The sequence below is a fragment of the Pseudoduganella sp. GW821-FHT05F09 genome (genome assembly GCF_059419605.1).
On the sequence record NZ_JBWKSD010000009.1, the window covers coordinates 69450 to 88311 of the forward strand.

At 63.3% G+C, this 18862-nt stretch carries 20 protein-coding genes and 1 tRNA gene; 11 read left to right on the forward strand and 10 right to left on the reverse strand.

Annotated elements, in window-relative coordinates:
* From AC07S4_RS25310 to AC07S4_RS25325, 4 genes are all read right to left on the reverse strand, one after another.
* A complete protein-coding gene (locus AC07S4_RS25310; RefSeq protein WP_494989236.1) occupies positions 1 to 1218 on the reverse strand; it encodes an ABC transporter permease subunit in 1218 nt (405 codons plus the stop codon).
* A 12-nt stretch (positions 1219 to 1230) separates the two neighbouring features.
* On the reverse strand, positions 1231 to 2160 hold the full coding sequence (locus tag AC07S4_RS25315) for a branched-chain amino acid ABC transporter permease (protein ID WP_494989237.1): 930 nt from the start codon (positions 2158 to 2160) through the stop codon (positions 1231 to 1233).
* Between the two features lie 165 nt (positions 2161 to 2325).
* Complete coding sequence (gene ispH, locus AC07S4_RS25320) at positions 2326 to 3279, reverse strand: 4-hydroxy-3-methylbut-2-enyl diphosphate reductase (protein WP_161073723.1); 954 nt, start codon at positions 3277 to 3279, stop codon at positions 2326 to 2328.
* Positions 3280 to 3292: 13 nt separating this feature from the next.
* Entirely contained in the window at positions 3293 to 3748 is a 456-nt protein-coding gene (locus AC07S4_RS25325; protein ID WP_161073722.1) for an FKBP-type peptidyl-prolyl cis-trans isomerase, read from the reverse strand.
* Positions 3749 to 3911: 163 nt separating this feature from the next.
* Between AC07S4_RS25325 and AC07S4_RS25330 the strand changes: the two genes are divergently transcribed.
* From AC07S4_RS25330 to rpmG, 5 genes are all read left to right on the forward strand, one after another.
* Positions 3912 to 4916 carry a hypothetical protein gene (locus tag AC07S4_RS25330; protein WP_494989238.1) on the forward strand — a complete coding sequence of 335 codons (1005 nt, stop codon included), beginning with the start codon at positions 3912 to 3914 and terminating at the stop codon, positions 4914 to 4916.
* Positions 4917 to 4929: 13 nt separating this feature from the next.
* Positions 4930 to 5271 (forward strand): DMT family transporter, encoded by a 342-nt coding sequence (locus tag AC07S4_RS25335; protein ID WP_494989239.1) that lies wholly within the window; start codon positions 4930 to 4932, stop codon positions 5269 to 5271.
* Positions 5272 to 5368: 97 nt separating this feature from the next.
* Entirely contained in the window at positions 5369 to 6043 is a 675-nt protein-coding gene (gene radC, locus AC07S4_RS25340) for a RadC family protein (RefSeq protein WP_494989240.1), read from the forward strand.
* Positions 6044 to 6225: 182 nt separating this feature from the next.
* Positions 6226 to 6462, forward strand: coding sequence for a 50S ribosomal protein L28 (gene rpmB, locus AC07S4_RS25345; protein ID WP_008451488.1), 237 nt, complete (start codon positions 6226 to 6228; stop codon positions 6460 to 6462).
* 15 nt (positions 6463 to 6477) lie between these two features.
* Positions 6478 to 6645: a 50S ribosomal protein L33 gene (gene rpmG, locus AC07S4_RS25350; RefSeq protein WP_056393804.1), complete on the forward strand. Its 168-nt coding sequence runs from the start codon at positions 6478 to 6480 to the stop codon at positions 6643 to 6645.
* A gap of 47 nt (positions 6646 to 6692) precedes the next feature.
* On the opposite strand, the gene AC07S4_RS25355 is transcribed toward rpmG, so the two are convergent.
* The 6 genes from AC07S4_RS25355 to AC07S4_RS25380 form a co-directional block, all read right to left on the reverse strand.
* Positions 6693 to 7481, reverse strand: a complete 789-nt coding sequence (locus AC07S4_RS25355) for a prohibitin family protein (RefSeq protein ID WP_494989241.1) — start codon at positions 7479 to 7481, stop codon at positions 6693 to 6695.
* Between the two features lie 235 nt (positions 7482 to 7716).
* Positions 7717 to 8919 carry a DesA family fatty acid desaturase gene (locus tag AC07S4_RS25360; protein ID WP_494989242.1) on the reverse strand — a complete coding sequence of 401 codons (1203 nt, stop codon included), beginning with the start codon at positions 8917 to 8919 and terminating at the stop codon, positions 7717 to 7719.
* Positions 8920 to 9044: 125 nt separating this feature from the next.
* Positions 9045 to 10367 (reverse strand): mechanosensitive ion channel family protein, encoded by a 1323-nt coding sequence (locus AC07S4_RS25365; RefSeq protein WP_494989243.1) that lies wholly within the window; start codon positions 10365 to 10367, stop codon positions 9045 to 9047.
* A gap of 55 nt (positions 10368 to 10422) precedes the next feature.
* Entirely contained in the window at positions 10423 to 11742 is a 1320-nt protein-coding gene (locus AC07S4_RS25370) for an RsmB/NOP family class I SAM-dependent RNA methyltransferase (RefSeq protein WP_494989244.1), read from the reverse strand.
* Between the two features lie 16 nt (positions 11743 to 11758).
* On the reverse strand, positions 11759 to 12370 hold the full coding sequence (gene purN / locus AC07S4_RS25375; protein WP_494989245.1) for a phosphoribosylglycinamide formyltransferase: 612 nt from the start codon (positions 12368 to 12370) through the stop codon (positions 11759 to 11761).
* A 58-nt stretch (positions 12371 to 12428) separates the two neighbouring features.
* Positions 12429 to 12827 carry a barstar family protein gene (locus AC07S4_RS25380; protein ID WP_494989246.1) on the reverse strand — a complete coding sequence of 133 codons (399 nt, stop codon included), beginning with the start codon at positions 12825 to 12827 and terminating at the stop codon, positions 12429 to 12431.
* 358 nt (positions 12828 to 13185) lie between these two features.
* Between AC07S4_RS25380 and AC07S4_RS25385 the strand changes: the two genes are divergently transcribed.
* From AC07S4_RS25385 to AC07S4_RS25410, 6 genes are all read left to right on the forward strand, one after another.
* The gene (locus AC07S4_RS25385; RefSeq protein ID WP_494989247.1) at positions 13186 to 13695 is read left to right on the forward strand and encodes a glycine zipper 2TM domain-containing protein; all 510 of its coding nucleotides are present in this window, start codon (positions 13186 to 13188) and stop codon (positions 13693 to 13695) included.
* A gap of 108 nt (positions 13696 to 13803) precedes the next feature.
* A complete protein-coding gene (locus AC07S4_RS25390; protein ID WP_494989248.1) occupies positions 13804 to 14619 on the forward strand; it encodes a spermine/spermidine synthase domain-containing protein in 816 nt (271 codons plus the stop codon).
* 18 nt (positions 14620 to 14637) lie between these two features.
* A complete protein-coding gene (gene tfpB, locus AC07S4_RS25395; protein WP_494989249.1) occupies positions 14638 to 16404 on the forward strand; it encodes a type IV pilus assembly ATPase TfpB in 1767 nt (588 codons plus the stop codon).
* 73 nt (positions 16405 to 16477) lie between these two features.
* Positions 16478 to 16553, forward strand: a tRNA-Lys gene (locus tag AC07S4_RS25400).
* 185 nt (positions 16554 to 16738) lie between these two features.
* Positions 16739 to 17323, forward strand: a complete 585-nt coding sequence (locus AC07S4_RS25405) for a LysE family translocator (protein ID WP_494989250.1) — start codon at positions 16739 to 16741, stop codon at positions 17321 to 17323.
* Between the two features lie 9 nt (positions 17324 to 17332).
* Complete coding sequence (locus AC07S4_RS25410) at positions 17333 to 18799, forward strand: aminotransferase-like domain-containing protein (RefSeq protein WP_494989251.1); 1467 nt, start codon at positions 17333 to 17335, stop codon at positions 18797 to 18799.
* Positions 18800 to 18862 lie beyond the last annotated feature (63 nt).

Here is an 18862-nt window from a genome sequence, read left to right on the forward strand (position 1 = left end):
TCAGGCTGGCAAAACGCCGGACGATTGATCTTTGGTGTCGGAATCGGCGTCCGGACGGTCTTCATGCTTGGGCGCGGGCCACAGGCCGGCCGGGCGGTTCAGCATGATCAGCACCATGGCCAGGCCGTACAGCAGCTGGCGCAGCACTTCCGCTTCGATCAGCACGTGGCCGAACAGCTTCTCCTGCAGCGGCTCCACCACGTGGCGCAGCACTTCCGGCAGCGCCGCCAGCAGCGCGCCGCCCATGATGACGCCGGGGATGTGGCCTATGCCGCCCAGCACCACCATGGCCAGCACGGCGATGGACTCGGTCAGCGAGAACGATTCCGGCGACACGAAGCCCTGGAAGGACGCGAACATGGCGCCCGCCACGCCGCCGAAGGAGGCGCCCATGGAGAAGGCCAGCAGCTTGACGTTGCGGGTGTTGATGCCCATGGCTTTCGCGGCGATCTCGTCTTCGCGGATGGCCACCCAGGCGCGGCCCAGGCGCGAGTGCTGCAGGCGGCTGGTGACGAACACCACGGCGATGCACAGGAACAGGAACAGGTAGTAGTAGGCGTTCACGGACGGCATGCCGAAGCTGCCGATGTAGACCGTGGCGCGCGAACCGGCTTCGCCGGCCAGCGAGGTGCCGAACACGCGGATCGGGTCGATCAGGTTGATGCCCTGCGGGCCGTTGGTGACGTTGATCGGCTCGTTCAGGTTGTTCATGAAGATGCGGATGATCTCGCCGAAGCCCAAGGTCACGATGGCCAGGTAGTCGCCGCGCAGCTTCAGCGTCGGTGCGCCCAGCAGCGCGCCGAACAGGCCGGCCAGCGCGGCCGCCAGCGGCACGATGAACCAGACCGACAGGTGGATGCCGTTGGTGCGTATCTCTTCGCCCATCACCGCCACCAGCGCTTCGCCGATGCCGGGATGCAGGTTGACCAGCGATTCGAGCAGGGTGGCGAATTGCGGCGAGGCCAGCAGGCCGGTCATATAGGCGCCCACCGCGTAGAACGCGATATAGCCCAGGTCCAGCAGGCCGGCGAAGCCGACCACGATGTTCAGGCCCAGCGCCAGCATGATGTAGAGCAGCGCCAGGTCCACGATGCGGACCCAGGAGTTGCCGAAGGGCGCCGCAACAAAGGGGAACACCAGCATCAGCACCAGCACGACGGCCATGCTGGTGTAGGCTTTTTTCGCGTCTTTCTGGACGTCAAAGTTCAACAGTGCCATATCAGTCCTTTCTTAAGCGCGGTCGGCCACGCGTTCGCCCATGATGCCGGACGGACGCACGGTGAGCACCAGGATCAGCACCACGAAGGCGAAGATGTCCTGGTAGTGCGAGCCGAGGAAACCGCCGGTCAGGTCGCCGATATAGCCGGCGCCCAGGCTTTCGATAATGCCCAGCACTATGCCGCCTATCATGGCGCCATAGATATTGCCGATGCCCCCCAGCACAGCCGCGCAGAACGCTTTAAGGCCGGGCAAAGTGCCCATGGCGAACTGGATGGAAGCGTAGTTGGCGCCCCACATCACGCCCGCCACGGCGGCCAGCGCGGCGCCGATGGCGAAGGTGGCGACGATGACCTTGTTCGAGTCCACGCCCATCAGGCCGGCCACGCGGGGGTTTTCCGCGACCGCGCGCATGGCGCGGCCCATCTTGGTTTTTTCCACCAGCATCACCAGGCCGAACATGGACGCGGCGGCCAGCACCAGCAGCAGCACCTGCGTCTGCGTGATGACGGAATTGCCCAGCATGATGGGGTCGGACGACAGCAGCTGCGGGAAGGGCAGCGGGTTGCGGCCCCAGATCATCATGGCGAAGGTTTGCAGGATGATAGACATGCCGATCGCGGTGATCAGCGGCGCCAGGCGCGGCGCGTTGCGCAGGCGCCGGTAGGCCACGCGCTCGATCAGCACATTGACGGCCATGCAGACCGGGATGGCGCCCAGGATGGCGATGCCCAGCTTGAGATAGCCCGGCATGTCGGGGAAGAAGTGGTTGAGCTGGTTCAGGATGGTCAGGCCCGCCATGGCGCCCACCATCAGCACGTCGCCGTGGGCGAAGTTAATCAGGTTCAGCACACCGTACACCATGGTGTAGCCCAGTGCGATCAGCGCATACATGCTGCCCAGCACCAGGCCGTTGATCAGTTGTTGGATAAATGTATCCATCGTGGAATTGCCTCTTGAGTTAACAAAAACGGCACCCGGAGAGGCTATCCCCGTAGTGCCGCCATTGAATGACGCTGTTGTGCATCGATCTACTATTACAAGCGTCCGCAATAATAGCGAGGTTTAACGAAAACTAATATCGAAAAAAAATTAAGTTCACCGAATTTAATTCGCTACCGTCATGGTTTTCTCACCGTCCAGTCCCTTGGGCATGGGGAAGGTGACCGACTCCTGCACGCCTTCCAGCGCGCGCACGCTGCGCGCGCCCAGCTCTTTCAGGCGGTCGATCACGGCCTGCACCAGCACTTCCGGCGCCGACGCGCCCGCCGTCACGCCCACGCGCTGCTTGCCCGCGAGCCAGGCGGCGTCTATCTGGGCGGCATTATCGACCATGTAGGCGGGGGTGCCCATCTTGTCCGCCACTTCGCGCAGGCGGTTGGAATTGGAGCTGTTCGGGCTGCCCACCACAATCACCACTTCCACCTGCGGCGCCATGAATTTCACGGCTTCCTGACGGTTGGTGGTGGCGTAGCAGATGTCGCCTTTCTTCGGCTCGATAATATTGGGATATTTTTGTTTCAGCGCCGCGATAATCTCGGTAGTGTCGTCAACCGACAACGTTGTCTGGGAGACATAGGCCAGCGCGTCCGGATTGCCCACCTGCAGCTTGGCCACGTCGGCCACGGTTTCCACCAGGTGCATGCCGGCGTCGGCCTGGCCCATGGTGCCCTCCACTTCCGGGTGGCCGTCGTGGCCTATCATGACAATCTCGCAACCCTGCTTGCGCATCTTGGCCACTTCCACATGCACCTTGGTCACCAGCGGGCAGGTGGCGTCGAAAATGCTGAAGCCGCGCGCTTCCGCCTCGGCCCGCACCGCTTTCGACACGCCGTGGGCCGAGAACACCAGGGTGTGGCCGGGCGGCACGTCGGCCAGGTCTTCGATGAAGATGGCGCCCTTGGCGCGCAGGTCCTCCACCACGTAGGCGTTGTGCACGATCTCGTGGCGCACGTAGATGGGCGCGCCGAACTGCTTCAGCGCGCGTTCGACGATTTCAATCGCGCGGTCAACGCCGGCGCAGAAGCCGCGCGGCTGCGCCAGCAGGATTTCTTTGTCCATACTTATTCCTTTTTTACAGCACGGAAATCAGGTTCACTTCGAAACGCACCGGCTGGCCCGCCAGCGGATGGTTGAAGTCGAACAGCGCTTCGGTTTCGCCCAGTTCACGCAGCACGCCGGCGAAACGGCCGCCGCCCGGCGCGGCGAAGTCCACCAGGTCGCCCACTTTATAATCGGCGCCCGGCACCGAGTTCGCGTCCAGCGTGGCGCGCGACACGGGGCGCACCAGGTCCGGGTTGCGCGGACCGAAGCCGACGCCCGGCTCCAGGTCGAAAGTCTTGTGCGTGCCTTCCGGCAGGCCCAGCAGCAGTTCTTCCAGCACCGGCGCCAGCTGGCCCTGGCCCAGCATCAGCGTGGCGGGAGTGCCGTTGAAGGTGGTGACGATATCGGCGCCGTCGACGGTGGCGAGGCGGTAATGCAGCGTGAGGTAGGCCGATGCGGTGACGACAGGAGGTTGTGCGTTGGACATGATGGGCAAAAAACTTGAAAACGCTATTGTAAGCCACTTTCCCAAGCCACTTTGCTAAGCCGCTCCAGCCCAGTGCGCCGCGCGCCCCGCCTGCCGGCCGCAAGTGTTTCCGAATGTTAGCAAATCCGCCATTGCCTGCCATATCGCATAGAATGCGCGCGCCATGACTAATTTACTGAACTTCCTCTTCCCCGCCCCTTACGACTATTCCAGCACCGCTGTCCGCAGCCCGTGGCGGCCGCTGGTGGCCGCCGCCGCCGGCTTTGCTGCGCTGGCCCTTGCCGTCATGTGGTGGCGCTGGGGCGGTACCGTGGAGGACTCGCTGCACTACTTTAATACCGCGCGCTTTCTGCGCGGCGAAATCCCCGCCAGCGAGCTGGTGGCGCCCTTCCCTTACCGCCTGCTGGTGCCGGCCGCTGCCGCCGCCATCCCCGGCGACGTGCGCAGCAGCTTTGCGCTGCTGAACTGGCTGCTGGTCTCGGCCGCCGCCTGCATGACCGCGCTCAGCGCCTGGCGCCTGGGCTACGGCCAGCGCGGCGCCCTTGCCGCCGGCCTGCTGCTGGTGCTGTCCGTGCCCACCTTCTGGTACGCGCCTTATCTGCTGGTGGATCCCGGCTCCGTATGCGCCCGCGCGGCCTTCGTGCTGGCCCTGGTGTCCGGCCAGCCCTGGCTGGCGGCACTGGCCGGTGTGGTGGGCACCGGCGTGCGCGAGGAAAACATCGTTCTCCTGTTCTGGCTGCTGGCCGCGCGCCAGATAGGCTGGCGCGCCGGCCTCGCGGCCCTGGCCGCCGCTGCCGCATGGATACTGGCGGTGCGCTGGTGGATCATAGGCGGCCTGCCCAGCTATGTCTGGAAGCCCAGCGTGGCGCAATTGCTGGCGGCGCTGGCCGATACCCGTTCGCTGGCCTCCATCGCGCTGGCGGCCGGCCTGGTGCTGCCGCTGGCCTTGCTGGGCATGCGCCGCGCCGCGCCGCAGCTGCAGCCCTTCAAGCGCCTGCTGCTGGTGCTCGCGCTGCCGCCGCTGTACGCCGCGCTGTCGGTGCGGGTGGACGGACGCGCCGTGTGGGGCCTTTACCCCATGCTGATACCCTTCGCCGTCGCCGCCCTGTCGCCCTGGCTGGGCCGCCGCGTCGACAGCGGGGAGGCGGAAGCGCGCCTGGCCGCGTGATACTATTGACATTATGAACACACTTCTGAACGGCTATTTCTGGTGCGCACTGGCCTCCCTGGCCAGCGCCGGCGCCACTTTCCTCATCAAACTGTCGCACCAGGCCGGAGAAGGCTGGAGCATCACGCGGCTGGCCTACCTGGGCTCGGCCTGCGCCGTGTACGGCCTGGGCTTCGTCTGCTACACCATCACGCTGCAAAAGCTGCCCATGACGCTGGCCTATCCGCTGATGACGGCCATCACCATGGCCACCGTGCTGCTGATAGGCTACGCCGTACTGGGCGAAGCCATGACGCCCACCCGCATGCTGGGCATGGCGCTGGTGGCGGCCGGGGCCTTCGCTCTGGCGCGGTAAAAACTTCGCCCCGGCTTGCGCAGGCACAAACGCCGCCGCTGACAATCCGACAACAATGGAGCCTTGGCCGGGCCTTCCCGGCATTGCGAGGTCCAGCATGGGAATTGCCGATTGGCCGGAACACCAGCGCCCGCGCGAGCGCCTGATACGCGAGGGCGCCACCGCCCTGTCGGACGCGGAACTGCTGGCCGTCTTCCTCCGGGTGGGCGTGCGCGGCAAGAACGCGGTGGAACTGGCGCGCGACATGGTGGGCCACTTCGGTTCCCTGCAAGCGCTGTTCGCCGCCACGCTGCGCGAATTTTCCAGCATCCCCGGCCTGGGCGCGGCCAAATTCGCCCAGTTGCAGGCGGTGATGGAGCTGGCGCGCCGCGCCGTGGGCGAACAGCTGCAAGCCGGACAGACGCTCAGCTCCCCCGCCGCCGTCAAACACTACCTGCGCCTGACGCTGGGCGCGCAGCCCTACGAATCCTTCCACGTCCTGTTCTTGGACGTAAAGAACCGCCTGATCGACTCGCGCGAACTGTTTCGCGGCACGCTGTCGCATACCAGCGTCTATCCGCGCGAAGTGGTGCGCGAGGCGCTGGCGCGCAACGCGGCCAGCGTGATGCTGGCCCATAACCACCCGTCCGGCACACCCGAACCCAGCGAGTCCGACATGCTGCTGACGCGCGCGCTGATGCAGGCTTTGGCGCTGGTGGACGTGCGCATCCTCGACCATTTCGTGGTCGCCGGCCACCAGGTGCACTCCTTCGCCGAGCACGGCCAGCTCTGAAAATCACAGCGCCATAGCCCAGTTTACCTATGAAAAACAAGGGTTTGGCGGCGGATTTTACAATTGTTAAATTTCTCCACATGATCGTGACACAATTGTTTTTCGCAAGTCGTTGAAAAAGCTCAGTTTTTTCTATATACTCTTGTTTTTTCCAATTGTGGAATCTATTCAAGGAGTGCGCCATGGCACGTGTTTGCCAAGTCACTGGGAAGAAGCCGATGGTCGGCAACAATGTTTCCCATGCAAACAACAAAACTAAACGTCGTTTCCTGCCTAACCTGCAGAACCGTCGTATTTTTGTTGAATCTGAAAATCGCTGGGTCTCCCTGCGTCTGTCCAACGCCGGTCTGCGCGTAATCGACAAGGTCGGCATCGACGCCGTCCTGGCCGACATGCGTGCCCGCGGCGAAAAAGTCTAATAGGGAGCAACTATCATGGCAAAAACTGGCCGCGACAAAATCAAGCTGGAATCGACCGCAGGTACCGGTCACTTCTACACCACCGACAAGAACAAGCGCACCATGCCTACCAAAATGGAGATCATGAAGTTTGATCCTAAGGCACGCAAGCACGTTCTGTACAAAGAAACCAAGATCAAGTAATCGATCCTTGTTTCAATGAAAAAAGCCGCTCACTGAGCGGCTTTTTTTTATTGCTTGGCTGGCAGGCTGATAAACGGCACCGCACCACCGGCCATAGTCGCCGGCAATTTTCCATCCCATTTCTCAATCGCCTTGGCTTGATTCTCCGTTTCGCGCAGGCGCAATAACTCCGGCGTCACTTGCTGGCGCTGCAGCGAAAGCGATTCCGCCTCAGCCTTGGCGCGCGCTATTTTCTGCTGCGCCTCCACTTCTATCCGCTGCAAATCCCGCTCCGCTTTCATTTTCAATTGCTCGGCCGTGGTTTTGGCTTCGATGGCTTCGTCGAACGTTTTACTGAAATTAAAACTGACGATGGAGAATTCATCGATGACCAACCCATGCCGCGCCATTCTTTCACGCAAGGCGTCGACAATATCATTGCGGACTATCGCGCGTTTGGAAATCAATTCCTCCGCCGTATATCGGGCGGTGACGGCTTTTACAGCTTCATGCACGGCCGGAACAATAATACGCTCACCGGGCTGGTTGCCGAGGTCGCGATATACCGCCACCACCGCATCGGGACGGACGTGGTAGTTGATTACCACCTTGGTTTTAACGGTCTGCAAATCCTTGGAAGCGGCATCGCCCTCGCCTTCGCCTTTTTCAATTGCCACGCCGACCAAATGCATGCTCTGCGCCATAGGCCAGCGGAAATGCAAACCTTCGTCGAATACTTCGGCGGAGGGTTTTCCAAATGTCGTTAATACGCCACGGTGTCCGGCAGGGACAATGGCAAATGGCGTCAGTACCAGCAGCACCGCGATACCGGCCGCTACCAATATCAGCTTGCCCACAATTTGATTCCTCATCGACTACGCTCCAGTTTCATAAAAAGCAACCCACCCATACTAGCAGATCCCCGGCGCCAGGCAAGCAGCCTAAGCCCGTTTTGAGCATGAACAAGCCAGGAACTGGCATGGATCAGGCGCAGGCGCAGAGTGAGGACTCGCCATGGGGCGGCATGGGCAATGCGATGGGCAATAAAAAACGGCCCGAACGGGCCGTTTTTGTTTGAGGCGCTGGGGCCGCTTATGCGTAGCTGCGCAGGCGCAGAGAGAAGTCCTGCAGGGATTTAATACCGGACGCTTCGGCGCGGTTGCACCAGTCTTGCAGCTTGTGCAGCAATTGGTCGCGGGTGAAATGCGAACGCTCCCAGATCACGCCCAATTCCACGCGCATATTGTGCATGGTTTCCAGGGCCTTGCTGTGCTCGAACAATTCCACCAGCTGCTGTTTTTGCGGCGCTTCCAGTTTGGCGGGCTCGCGCGTCAGGAATTTGCGCGAGGATTTCAGGAAACGCGCTTCCAGCTGCGCTTTATCTTTCAAATGCTCCAGCTCTTCTTTCCAGGCGCTTTTCATCGACTTGGCGTATTTGGCCATAACGTCGTAGCGGTTGGCGATAACCGACTGCAGCGTTTCCAGGTCGGCTTCCAATTTACCATGCTGGAATTTCGGCTCAGGCGCCACTTTCTTAACTTTGGCCAAGCCCAGGGTTTCCAGCGTGCGGATATAAAACCAGCCGATATCCACTTCATACCATTTCGACGACAGCTTGGCCGAGGTGGCAAAAGTATGATGGTTATTATGCAGCTCTTCGCCGCCGATAATAATACCGAAGGGAATAATATTGGTGGCTGCGTCGGCGCAGTCGTAATTGCGGTAGCCCCAGTAGTGGCCTATGCCGTTGATAATGCCGGCGGCGGTAACGGGAATCCACATCATTTGCACGGCCCATACGGTCGCGCCGATAACGCCGAACAGCGCCAGGTTAATGACGGCCATCAGCACCACACCCATCCAGCTGTATTTGGTGTAGACGTTCTTTTCCATCCAGTCGTCCGGCGTGCCATGGCCGTATTTCTCCATGGTCTCCATATTCTTGGATTCAGCGCGGTACAGCTCGGCGCCTTCCCAGAATACTTTCTTGATGCCGCGGGTGACAGGGCTGTGCGGATCTTCCTCGGTGTCGCATTTGGCGTGGTGCTTGCGGTGGATGGCGGCCCATTCCTTGGTGACCTGGCCGGTGGTCAGCCACAGCCAGAAGCGGAAGAAGTGGCTGGGGATGCCGTGCAGCTCCAGCGCGCGGTGCGCCTGGTGGCGGTGCAGATAGATGGTGACGCTGGCGATGGTGATGTGGGTGACGATCATCGTGTAGGCAAATACTTGCCAACCCGACGCGCCGGTGATGCCGTTGCTCAGGAAATCGAGTACAGTTTGTAAACTAAAGGTCATTACTACTCCAAAGAGGGTGTCCCATGCGCCGGCGCAGCTGAAAACTGCCCGCCGGAATTTCTATTGTTGGGCGTAATTGTACGCTGAAACAACCCTGCTTTGAGTGGCTTGCCTCCCGTCACTGATTATTTTTTAAGCGCTTCTGAGTCTTCCGGCAACATGAGCGGACCGATAATGCGCATCTCCCGCTGCGGGAACGGCACGGATATTTTGTGCTCCTGCAAAGCTTTCCAGATCGCCCGGTTGACGTCCGAGGTCACCCCGCCGCGCCCGTTTTCCGGGTCCGCTATCCACCAGCCCACTTGCAGGTCCAGGCCGTCGGCGCCGAAGCTGACCAGCGTGGCCGAAGGCGCTTTGTCCTTGTCCACCCGCGCCACGGTCAGCGCGGCCTGCTCCAGCAAGCCCAGCACGAAGTCCACGTCGGTGTCGTAAGCCACCGACACCTTGGTGCTCAGCCACAGATTCTTGTTCGACAGCGAGGAGTTCTGCACCGCACCCGACACCAGCATTTCGTTCGGCACGATGGACTCCACGCCGTCCAGGCCCTGCAGCACCGTGTAGCGGGTGTTGATCTGCGTGACGCGGCCGCTGTATTTATCGACGGTAATCATGTCGCCTATGGTCAGGCTGCGGTCCAGCAGGATCACAAAGCCGGACACATAGTTGCTGGCGATCTTCTGCAAGCCCAGGCCCAGGCCCACGCCCAGCGCGCCGCCGAACACGGACAACACGGTCAGGTCTATGCCCACCATGGACAGGCTGCCCAGCACCGCCACCACGATCAGGATGGCGCGGCCGGTGCGCGCCAGCACCACGCGCAGGTTGGAATGCACGGTCTGCAAGCCCATCAGGCGCTCTTCCAGCGCCGCGCCGGCCCACAGCGCCAGCATCAGCAGCACCACCACCGAGACCGCCGCCTGCAGGATGTCGGCTATAGTCACCTTGTGCTTGCCCAGCGGCAGCATGGTGTGGTCGAGGTAGAAGAACACGTCGTCCCACAGCCCGGTGATATACATGGCCACGCCGGCCCACACCAGCAGCTGGAAGATTTTCTCGAACGTCAGCATGGTAGCGCCGATTTCGCCGCCGCGGCGCGCGAATACGCGGCGCAGCAGGAAGAACACGAAACGGATCGCCGCCAGCGAGCCGAAGATGGGCAGCGCCACCTTCAGCAGATGCACTTTCTGGTAGCGCGCCAGCACCAGCTGGGCAATAAAGATCAGGCAGGCGATGGCGAGCGGGCCGATCACGCGGCTGAAACTCTCCATGCCGAAGCGCGCCATGCCGGTGGCGGGCTCGCGCGCAGCCACGCGCTTGCGCAGCAGGCCGGACAGCATATAGCCCAGCACGATGGCCAGCATCAGCGCGCCCACCTGCCACATCAGGCCAGGGTCGCGCAGGTCGGCGATCAAATCGGTAATCAGGTTCTTCAGGGGTTCTTGCTTCATCGTTCTCACAGGATGGATGGAAAAAGGGCCAGCTCAGCGGCCGGCCCCATGTTACTTAGTCTGCGCTGTCCGCGTCGCCGGTCTCATCGGCGTCAGGCGCCGGCTTGAGCTTTTTCGGCATCGGCTTGCGCTCGAACACGGCGGCGAAGAAGCCGTCGGTCTGGTGCTTGTGCGGCAGCAGCTTCAGGTAGTCGCCCATCTCCAGCGCGATCTTCTGCTCGGCCAGCACTTTGCTCATCGGCACCAGTTCGAAGTCCGGGTGGTTGGCCAGGAAATCGGCCGCCACGTCGTCGTTTTCCTCGTTCAGGAAGGAGCAGGTGGCGTACACCAGGCGGCCGCCGCCTTTGACCAGGCGCGCGGCGCCGGCCAGGATGGCAACCTGCTTGTCGTGCATTTCGGCGATGGCGCTTTCAGCCTGGCGCCATTTCACGTCCGGATTGCGGCGCAAGGTGCCCATGCCCGAGCACGGCGCGTCCACCAGCACGCGGTCGATCTTGCCGGCCAGGCGCTTGATCTTGGCGTCGCGCTCGTGCGCGATCTGCACCGGATGCACATTCGACAGGCCCGAGCGCGCCAGGCGCGGCTTGAGCTTGGCCAGGCGCTTCTCCGACACGTCGAAGGCGTACAGGCGGCCGGTGTTGCGCATCAGCGCGCCCAGTGCCAGCGTCTTGCCGCCGGCGCCGGCGCAGAAGTCCACCACCATCTCGCCGCGCTTGGCGCCCAGGATCTGGGCCAGCACCTGGCTGCCCTCGTCCTGCACTTCGATGGCGCCGCTCTTGAACAGCGGCAGGTTCTGCAGTTGCGGCTTGCGCAGCACGCGCAGGCCCAGCGGCGCGTAAGGCGTCGGCTCGGCGGCGATAGGCGCTTGCGCCAGTTCGGCGATCACTTCATCGCGGCCGGTTTTCATGCTGTTCACGCGCAGGTCCAGCGGCGCCGGCGTGTTGAGCGCGTCGGCCAGGGCCAGCGCGTCTTCCTCGCCAAACTGCGCCACCAGCTTTTCAAACAGCCACTTGGGCATGTTCGAGCGCATCGATTTGTGCATCAGCTTGCGGTCGATCTGCATCACGCGCTCGATCCACTCCAGCTCCTCGGGCGTGACGCCGCCCAGCGCATCGGCGCCCACGGCGTCGGCCAGGCCCAGCAGGGTCAAACGGCGCATGGTGGCGCCGCTGCCCGCTTCCGACTGGTCGGTGAAGAAGGCGCGGTTGCGAAGCACGCAGTACACGCCCTCGGCGATGGCGCCGCGTTCGCGGCCGCCCAGGCGTGGATGGTCTTTGAAGTAGCGCGACAGGGTGCTGTCGGCGGGTGCGGTAAAGCGCAAAATCTCGCGCAGCACTTCTTCGGTGCTGGCGAGTATCGCTGGTGGCAATCTCATGGAATTCCTTGGTTAATTACTTGTTGTGGTCAACGATGACCTTGCCGTCTGCTATCGTCAGCCGGTCTTCAACAAACCAGCGGATGGCGCGCGGATACAGCGTATGTTCCTGCACCAGCACGCGCGCTGACAGCGTGGCCGGCGTGTCGCCCGGCAGCACGGGCACGGAGGCCTGGTCCACCATCGGGCCGTGATCGAGTTCGGCGGTCACGAAATGCACCGTGGCGCCGTGTTCCTTCATGCCGGCCGCGAGCGCCTGCTCGTGCGTGTGCAGCCCCGGGAACAGCGGCAGCAGCGACGGGTGGATGTTCAGCATGCGGCCTGCGTAGTGGGCGGTGAACGCCGGAGTCAGGATGCGCATGAAGCCGGCCAGCACCACCAGGTCGGGCTGGTAGCCGTCGATGACCTTTTGCAGCGCGGCGTCGAAGGCCTCGCGGCTGGGGTAGTCCTTGTTGGCGACCACGGCCGTCGGGATGCCGTGTTCGTCGGCGAAAGCCAGGCCCAGCGCGTCGGCGCGGTTGCTGATGACAGCCGCGATGCGGGCCGGCCATTGCTCGGCTTGCGCAGCGCGGACCACGGCTTCCATATTGCTGCCGCGTCCAGAAATGAGGATGACGATATTTTTCATAGCCCGCTATTATACCCGTGTAGCGGACAGGGCCTTCCAAACGGCGTTGGGCGCCGCTTTACTCGAAGGAATAGAAGACGCGGAACGGCACTTTCTTCTCGGCCCAGAAGTCGGCCGCGTCGCGGAACACGTCCAGCAGGCATTCGCGCGCTTCGCGGTCGAATTTCTGGGTGTTCGGCAGCTGTTCCAGCACGATCAGGAAGCCGGTCTGCTCGCCGGCCTTGGCCATGGTGTCGGTCAGGGTCACGCGCAGCGCTTCGAAGTTCTTGCCGCACGGTTTGGGGAAGAGAAACGATTCCGCGATAATGCCGAGCACTTGCTGCTTGGTCAGGCCAGCATTGCAATACGCGTATAAAAAGTGCTGCCCCAGGCGGACTGCCTCGTCTTGCAGATCGGTGACACGAAATGCACGAATGGACTGGACAAGGTTGGGCGGCACAGTTGTCAACAAACTCATTTTTCCCTCAAATCGACCTGTTAATGTACGGTTTGCTTTTCGCTATGGCACTCTGTCGGTTACCGGTACATGGAGGCCACGGGCGGGTCATTGCGCCGGCGGCAGTCGCGTTTCTCTATGTCAATCTGATCCCATACGGTTGTTAGGGTAACGTTTTGTATCCTGCTAATCAACACGTAAGTGATATCTCACACAAGTTTTGTAAGAAATAGAACATTTCCTCGGCTTTTGGCGCGCTGTTACAATTTGTTGCCATGAGAACTGTTTTCCCGGGAACGGCGGGATTACCATAGTATGCAGCCATCCCTCGCTAGCGGATTGCATACCCTGACCATCCAACACCAACAAGAGGTATCACATGAACATGCCATCCAAACTGCTCCTGTCGGCCCTGTGCCTGTGCGCGCTGCCGTTCGCGCAAGCCACGGATTTCGAAGATTACGGCCGCGTGGTGCGGGTGCAGCCGCAGGTGGAGCAGGTGAATGTTCCGCGCCAGGAATGCCGTACTGAATACGTGCAGGTGCAGCAGCCGGCCCAGCGCAGCGCGGGCGGCTCCATCGTCGGCGGCATCGCCGGCGCCCTGCTGGGCAGCCAGATCGGCAGCGGCAACGGCCGCACCGCCGCCGCCGCCGCCGGCGCGATTGCCGGCGCCGTGGTGGGCGACCGCGTGGACAACCAGAACGCCCAGCCCGGCGGCGTGAGCGAGCAGGCGGTCAAGCAGTGCCGCACCGTGGACCACTGGGAATCGCGCACCAACGGCTACGAAGTGACCTATGACTACCGCGGCCGCAACTACACCAGCATCATGTCGCACGACCCGGGCCAGCGCGTGCGCCTGCGCGTGTCCGTCGAACCGATGCAGAACTGACAGGACAATTCGTCAATACAAGCCGGTCGCCGACCGGCTTTTTTCATTCCAACTTGCCTTGCGGTAAGCGGGCGCGGGATAATAGCTCTTCACCTCAGGCAGCCCTTCATGCTCATCAAACGCAAATCCATCGAAAAAGAAGAATCCTCGCGCCCGGCGTCCAAGGCCGAAAAAGCCGCGCCGGCGGCGCGCAAGCCCAAGTACGCGCCGGTTACGCTGTCGGAACAGGACGGCGTGCGCTATCTGCACTTCGGCACCGAGTGGGTGCAGGGCGCCATGCGCATCCGCAAGCCGGACTGGCCGGAGCTGGAGTACGCGCAGCAGATGATGGCGTGGATGCTGTGGAACGCGCAGCCGCGCCGCATCGCCCAGCTCGGCCTGGGCACGGCCGCGCTGACCAAGTTTTGCTATAAACAGTTTCCCCAGGCCGACGTCACCGCCGTCGAGCTGAACCCTTCGGTGATCGCCGTGTGCGAATCCATGTTCAAGCTGCCGCCCAACGACGAGCGCCTGCATGTGCTGGAAATGGACGCGCTGGACTTCGTCAACGACAAGGCCAACTACGGCGCCCTGGACGCGCTGCAGGTGGACCTGTACGACGCCACCGCGCGCGGCCCGGTGCTGGACACGCCGGAGTTCTACCAGTCCTGCAACGCCTGCCTGGCCGACGACGGCATCATGACGGTCAACCTGTTCGGCGACCACCCCAGCTACGCCAAGAACATCAAGGCGATGAAGTTTGCCTTTGAACAACTGATCTGCCTGCCGCAGGTGCATGATGGCAATGTGGTGGCGATCGCCTTCAAGCGCGCCCGCCCCGTCGACCCGGAAGCGCTGAAGGAGCGCGCCGCGCAGATCGTGGCCGAAACCAAGCTGCCCGCCAAGGCCTGGATCAAGGCCATCGGGCAAGCGCTGCAAAAATAGACCAGAGAAACCAGCCAGATGAAAGCACTAGACCTGCAACAAATCTTCACCTGGCTGCTGGCCGACGGCCTGGTCGAGAAGGCCAACGTCAAAGCCGCCTACGCCCAGGCCCAGGGCATCCTCAAGAACACGGTCGGCTCCATGCATCCGCTGTGCGCGGTGGCGCACTGCAAGCTGCTGTCGGCGCAGGCGCCGCACAAGCTGCTCACGCTGGACACGCTGACCGAATGGCTGGCCGGCCACGCCGAGCTGCCCTTCTACCGCATCGACCCGCTGAAAATCGACTTCACCAAGGTGGCCGACGTGATGTCCGCCAACTACGCGGCGCGCTTCAACATCCTGCCGGTGGAAATGAGCCTGGACACACTGGTGGTGGCCACCGCCGACCCGTTCGCGCATGAATGGGAAGCGGAGATCGCCAAGATTTCGCGCCGCGTGGTGCGCCGCGTGATCTCCAACCCGCTCGACATCGCGCAATACACCTCGCAATTCTTCGCGCTGGCCAAGTCCATCAAGAAGGCCAACAAGTCCAACGGCCAGGACCTGGCGCTGCGCAACAACTTCGAGCAGCTGGTGGAGCTGGGCAAGAGCAACCGCCAGGTGGACGCCAACGACCAGCACGTGATCAACATCGTGGACTGGCTGTGGCAATACGCCTTCGAGCAGCGCGCCTCGGACATCCACCTGGAGCCCAAGCGCGACCTGGCCACCATCCGCTTCCGCATCGACGGCGTGCTGCACCAGGTGTACCAGGTGCCGGCGGTGGTGATGATCGCCATGACGGCGCGCATCAAGCTGCTGGGCCGCATGGACGTGATCGAGAAGCGCCGCCCGCAGGACGGCCGCATCAAGACCCGCACCGCCGGCGGCCAGGAGATCGAGCTGCGCCTGTCCACCCTGCCCACCGCCTTCGGCGAGAAGCTGGTGATGCGTATCTTCGACCCCGAAGTGGTGGTCAAGACACTGCCCGAACTGGGCTTCCCCGAGGACGACGCGGCGCGCTGGGACGCGCTGACCAAGCGCCCGCACGGCATCATCCTGGTCACCGGCCCCACCGGCTCGGGCAAGACCACCACGCTGTACACCACGCTCAAGGCGCTGGCCACCTCGGAAGTCAACGTCTGCACGGTGGAGGACCCGATCGAGATGGTGGAGCCGGCTTTCAACCAGATGCAGGTGCAGCCCGGCATCGACCTCACCTTCGCCGACGGCGTGCGCGCGCTGATGCGGCAGGACCCGGACATCATCATGGTGGGCGAGATCCGCGACCTGGCCACCGCCGAGATGGCGATCCAGGCCGCGCTGACCGGCCACCTGGTGCTGTCCACGCTGCACACCAACGACGCGCCGTCGGCCGTGATGCGGCTGCTGGAGCTGGGCGTGCCGCACTACCTGCTGGAAGCGACGCTGGTCGGCATCATGGCGCAGCGCCTGGTGCGCACGCTGTGCGCCGACTGCAAGGCGGCGGACGGCCACATCGCCGACGACGTGTGGCAAGGCATAGGCGGCGCCTGGAACCTGCCCAAGCCGGAGCGCGTGTACCGCCCGGTGGGCTGCCCCGAATGCCGCCAGACCGGCTACCGGGGCCGCACCGGCATCTACGAGCTGCTGACGGTGACCGAGGCCTTCAGCGCGCAGGTGCAGGAGGAAACCGACATCGCCGCGCTGCGCCGCCAGAGCGTGGCCGACGGCATGAAGCCGCTGCGCATCGCCGGCGCCTACAAGATCGCCGAGGGCGTCACCAGCCCGGAAGAAGTGCTGAAAGTGACGTCGGCGCTGGCCTGAGCGGGAAAAAAGCGGAAAGCGCGCAAAAACCTTTGCAAGCGGGCATCGAGCTGTATATAATACGGCCTCTTTCGGGTCGTTAGCTCAGCTGGTAGAGCAGCGGACTTTTAATCCGTTGGTCGCAGGTTCGAATCCCGCACGGCCTACCACGAATTCAGCAGTACCAAATCAGGCTTACCCGCTTCGGCGCGTAAGCCTTTTTTGCGTCCGCAGCGCACGCAACTGTCACTGCCCATCGACTGATACAGCACGGCTCTGTACCCGCGGTCTTGTGCCTTGTCCACGCTGCGCTGCGCTCCTAGACTGGTGCCACTCCACACTACGGATTGCCGCCATGACCGAACTCCTCCCCTTGATGAGCTATTGCCTTGTAATGTCGGCCACGCCCGGGCCGAACAACGTCATGCTGGCCACCACCGGCGCCAATTTCGGCGGGCGCGGCGCGCTGCCCATCATCCTGGGCATCCAGGCCGGCATGTTCGTGCAGACCATGCTCATGTGCATGGGGCTGGGCAGCGTCTTTGTCGCCTACCCGGTGGCGCACCAGGTGCTGCGGGTCGGCGGTTCGCTCTACCTCGTGTTTTTGGCCTGGAAGCTCAGCGGCGCGTCGGCGGGCGGGACGCAGGCGGCCAAGGCGGTGTCTTTCGGCCAGGCGGCGGCCTTCCAGGCACTCAATCCCAAGAGCTGGCTCAAGACCATTACCGTGGCGTCGGTGTTCATGCCGGCGGGCCAGAACGCCTTCGGCGACGCGCTGCTGGTGGCGGCGATAGGCGCGCTGGTGGGCGCGCCGTGCAACGCCGTATGGGCCTTGTTCGGCATCTCGATCCGCCACTTGCTGCAAGACCCGCGCAAGCAGCGCATCTTCAATCTGAGCATGGGCGCCATCCTGCTGGTCCTGGCCGTGATGATTTTGCGCTAGACTGCCTCCATGTTCGCCATCGACCGCTCCTCCCCTGTCGCCCTGTCCACGCAGATTGAAGCCAAGCTGCGCCACATGGTGGAGACCCGCGCCCTGCCCGGCGGCGCCAGGCTGCCGTCGATACGCCAGCTCGCCACCCAGCTGGCGGTGAGCACCAACACCGTGGTGGTGGCCTATGACAGGCTGGTCGCGGCGGGCGTTATCGATACGCATGGCACGGCGGGATTTTTCGTCTGCACCGCGAACGACGCCGGCCGCTCGATTCCCGATGAAGTGGCGCTGGAGGCGGGCGAGGAGCAGGAACCGGTCTGGCTGGCGCAGCAGGCCAACGACCAGCGCGCCGGCATATTGCAGGCCAGCAGCGGCGCCTTGCCGCCGACCTGGCTGCAGGACGCGGTGCCGGCCGCCGCCGTGCAAAGAGCGCTGGCGCGCAGCGCCGCCGGCATGGCCTCGCGCTGCCCGCCCCAGGGGCTGCCGGAATTGCGCGAGCACATCGCGCTGCTGCTGCGCGGCGTGGGCGCGGCGGTGGACGCCGGCCACATCCTCACCACCTTTGGCGGCACCCACGCGATCGACCTGATCTGCCGCAGCTTCCTGCAGCCCGGCGACACCGTGCTGGTGGAAGACCCCGGCTATTTCCTGATGTTCGGCAGGCTGCGCCAGGACGGCATCCGCTTGGTATCCATCCGGCGCGGCCCGGACGGCCTGGACCTGGACGCGCTGGAGGCCGCCTGCCGCGAGCACCGCCCCCGCTTGCTGTTCGTGCAGACGGCCTTGCACAACCCCACCGGCTGGAGCAGCAGCGCCGCCAATTTGCACAAGGTGCTGATCCTGGCGCAGCAATACGGTTTCCTGATCGCGGAGGACGACGTGCACGGCCATTTCCAGCACGGCCACAGCACCCGGCTGGCGTCGCTGTCCGGGCTGGACGGCGTGATCTACTACTCCAGCTTCTGCAAGGCGCTGAGCCCGGCCTTGCGCATGGGCTATCTGGCCGCCGCGCCGGCCCTGCTCAAAGTGCTGATGCGGACCAAGATCCACTCCCTCATGACCACGCCGGCGCTGAATGAATACGTGCTGCTGGAAGTGCTGCGGGCCGGCAACCTGCGCAAGCATCTGGAACGCATGCAGCGCAAGATCATGGCGGCGCGCAACGCCAGTACGCGCCAGCTGAGCGAGGCGGGCGTGCTGTTCGAGCAGCCCGGCGATGCCGGCATCTTCCTGTGGGGCACCATGCCCGACGGCCTGGACGTCGACCTGCTGGTGCAGGACGCCTACCGCAACAAGATACTGCTCATGCGCGGCGCGGCCTTCTCGGCGAACGACACACCGGACCGGCACATCCGCTTCAACGTTGCCTTCAGCCAGCACCCGCGCCTGAGCACTTATCTGCAGGAGCGCCTGCAGGCCGTGGCCGGTGCGCGCTCCAGCCTGGCGCGCGCCAGCGCTGCGGAAAATTCGGCCCGCCAGCGCTAATCCCCGCCCAAACCGCAATATTCATCGATATTCCCGCATATTCAGCTTCTCATTCCAGGCTGA

Bases quoted from the DNA above. Each gene is read 5' to 3' on its own strand.
- AC07S4_RS25310 (WP_494989236.1), bottom strand. From the start codon at position 1,218: ATGGCACTGTTGAACTTTGACGTCCAGAAAGACGCGAAAAAAGCCTAC.
- AC07S4_RS25315 (WP_494989237.1), bottom strand. From the start codon at position 2,160: ATGGATACATTTATCCAACAACTGATCAACGGCCTGGTGCTGGGCAGC.
- ispH (WP_161073723.1), bottom strand. From the start codon at position 3,279: ATGGACAAAGAAATCCTGCTGGCGCAGCCGCGCGGCTTCTGCGCCGGC.
- AC07S4_RS25325 (WP_161073722.1), bottom strand. From the start codon at position 3,748: ATGTCCAACGCACAACCTCCTGTCGTCACCGCATCGGCCTACCTCACG.
- AC07S4_RS25330 (WP_494989238.1), top strand. From the start codon at position 3,912: ATGACTAATTTACTGAACTTCCTCTTCCCCGCCCCTTACGACTATTCC.
- AC07S4_RS25335 (WP_494989239.1), top strand. From the start codon at position 4,930: ATGAACACACTTCTGAACGGCTATTTCTGGTGCGCACTGGCCTCCCTG.
- radC (WP_494989240.1), top strand. From the start codon at position 5,369: ATGGGAATTGCCGATTGGCCGGAACACCAGCGCCCGCGCGAGCGCCTG.
- rpmB (WP_008451488.1), top strand. From the start codon at position 6,226: ATGGCACGTGTTTGCCAAGTCACTGGGAAGAAGCCGATGGTCGGCAAC.
- rpmG (WP_056393804.1), top strand. From the start codon at position 6,478: ATGGCAAAAACTGGCCGCGACAAAATCAAGCTGGAATCGACCGCAGGT.
- AC07S4_RS25360 (WP_494989242.1), bottom strand. From the start codon at position 8,919: ATGACCTTTAGTTTACAAACTGTACTCGATTTCCTGAGCAACGGCATC.
- AC07S4_RS25365 (WP_494989243.1), bottom strand. From the start codon at position 10,367: ATGAAGCAAGAACCCCTGAAGAACCTGATTACCGATTTGATCGCCGAC.
- AC07S4_RS25370 (WP_494989244.1), bottom strand. From the start codon at position 11,742: ATGAGATTGCCACCAGCGATACTCGCCAGCACCGAAGAAGTGCTGCGC.
- purN (WP_494989245.1), bottom strand. From the start codon at position 12,370: ATGAAAAATATCGTCATCCTCATTTCTGGACGCGGCAGCAATATGGAA.
- AC07S4_RS25380 (WP_494989246.1), bottom strand. From the start codon at position 12,827: ATGAGTTTGTTGACAACTGTGCCGCCCAACCTTGTCCAGTCCATTCGT.
- AC07S4_RS25385 (WP_494989247.1), top strand. From the start codon at position 13,186: ATGAACATGCCATCCAAACTGCTCCTGTCGGCCCTGTGCCTGTGCGCG.
- AC07S4_RS25390 (WP_494989248.1), top strand. From the start codon at position 13,804: ATGCTCATCAAACGCAAATCCATCGAAAAAGAAGAATCCTCGCGCCCG.
- tfpB (WP_494989249.1), top strand. From the start codon at position 14,638: ATGAAAGCACTAGACCTGCAACAAATCTTCACCTGGCTGCTGGCCGAC.
- AC07S4_RS25405 (WP_494989250.1), top strand. From the start codon at position 16,739: ATGACCGAACTCCTCCCCTTGATGAGCTATTGCCTTGTAATGTCGGCC.
- AC07S4_RS25410 (WP_494989251.1), top strand. From the start codon at position 17,333: ATGTTCGCCATCGACCGCTCCTCCCCTGTCGCCCTGTCCACGCAGATT.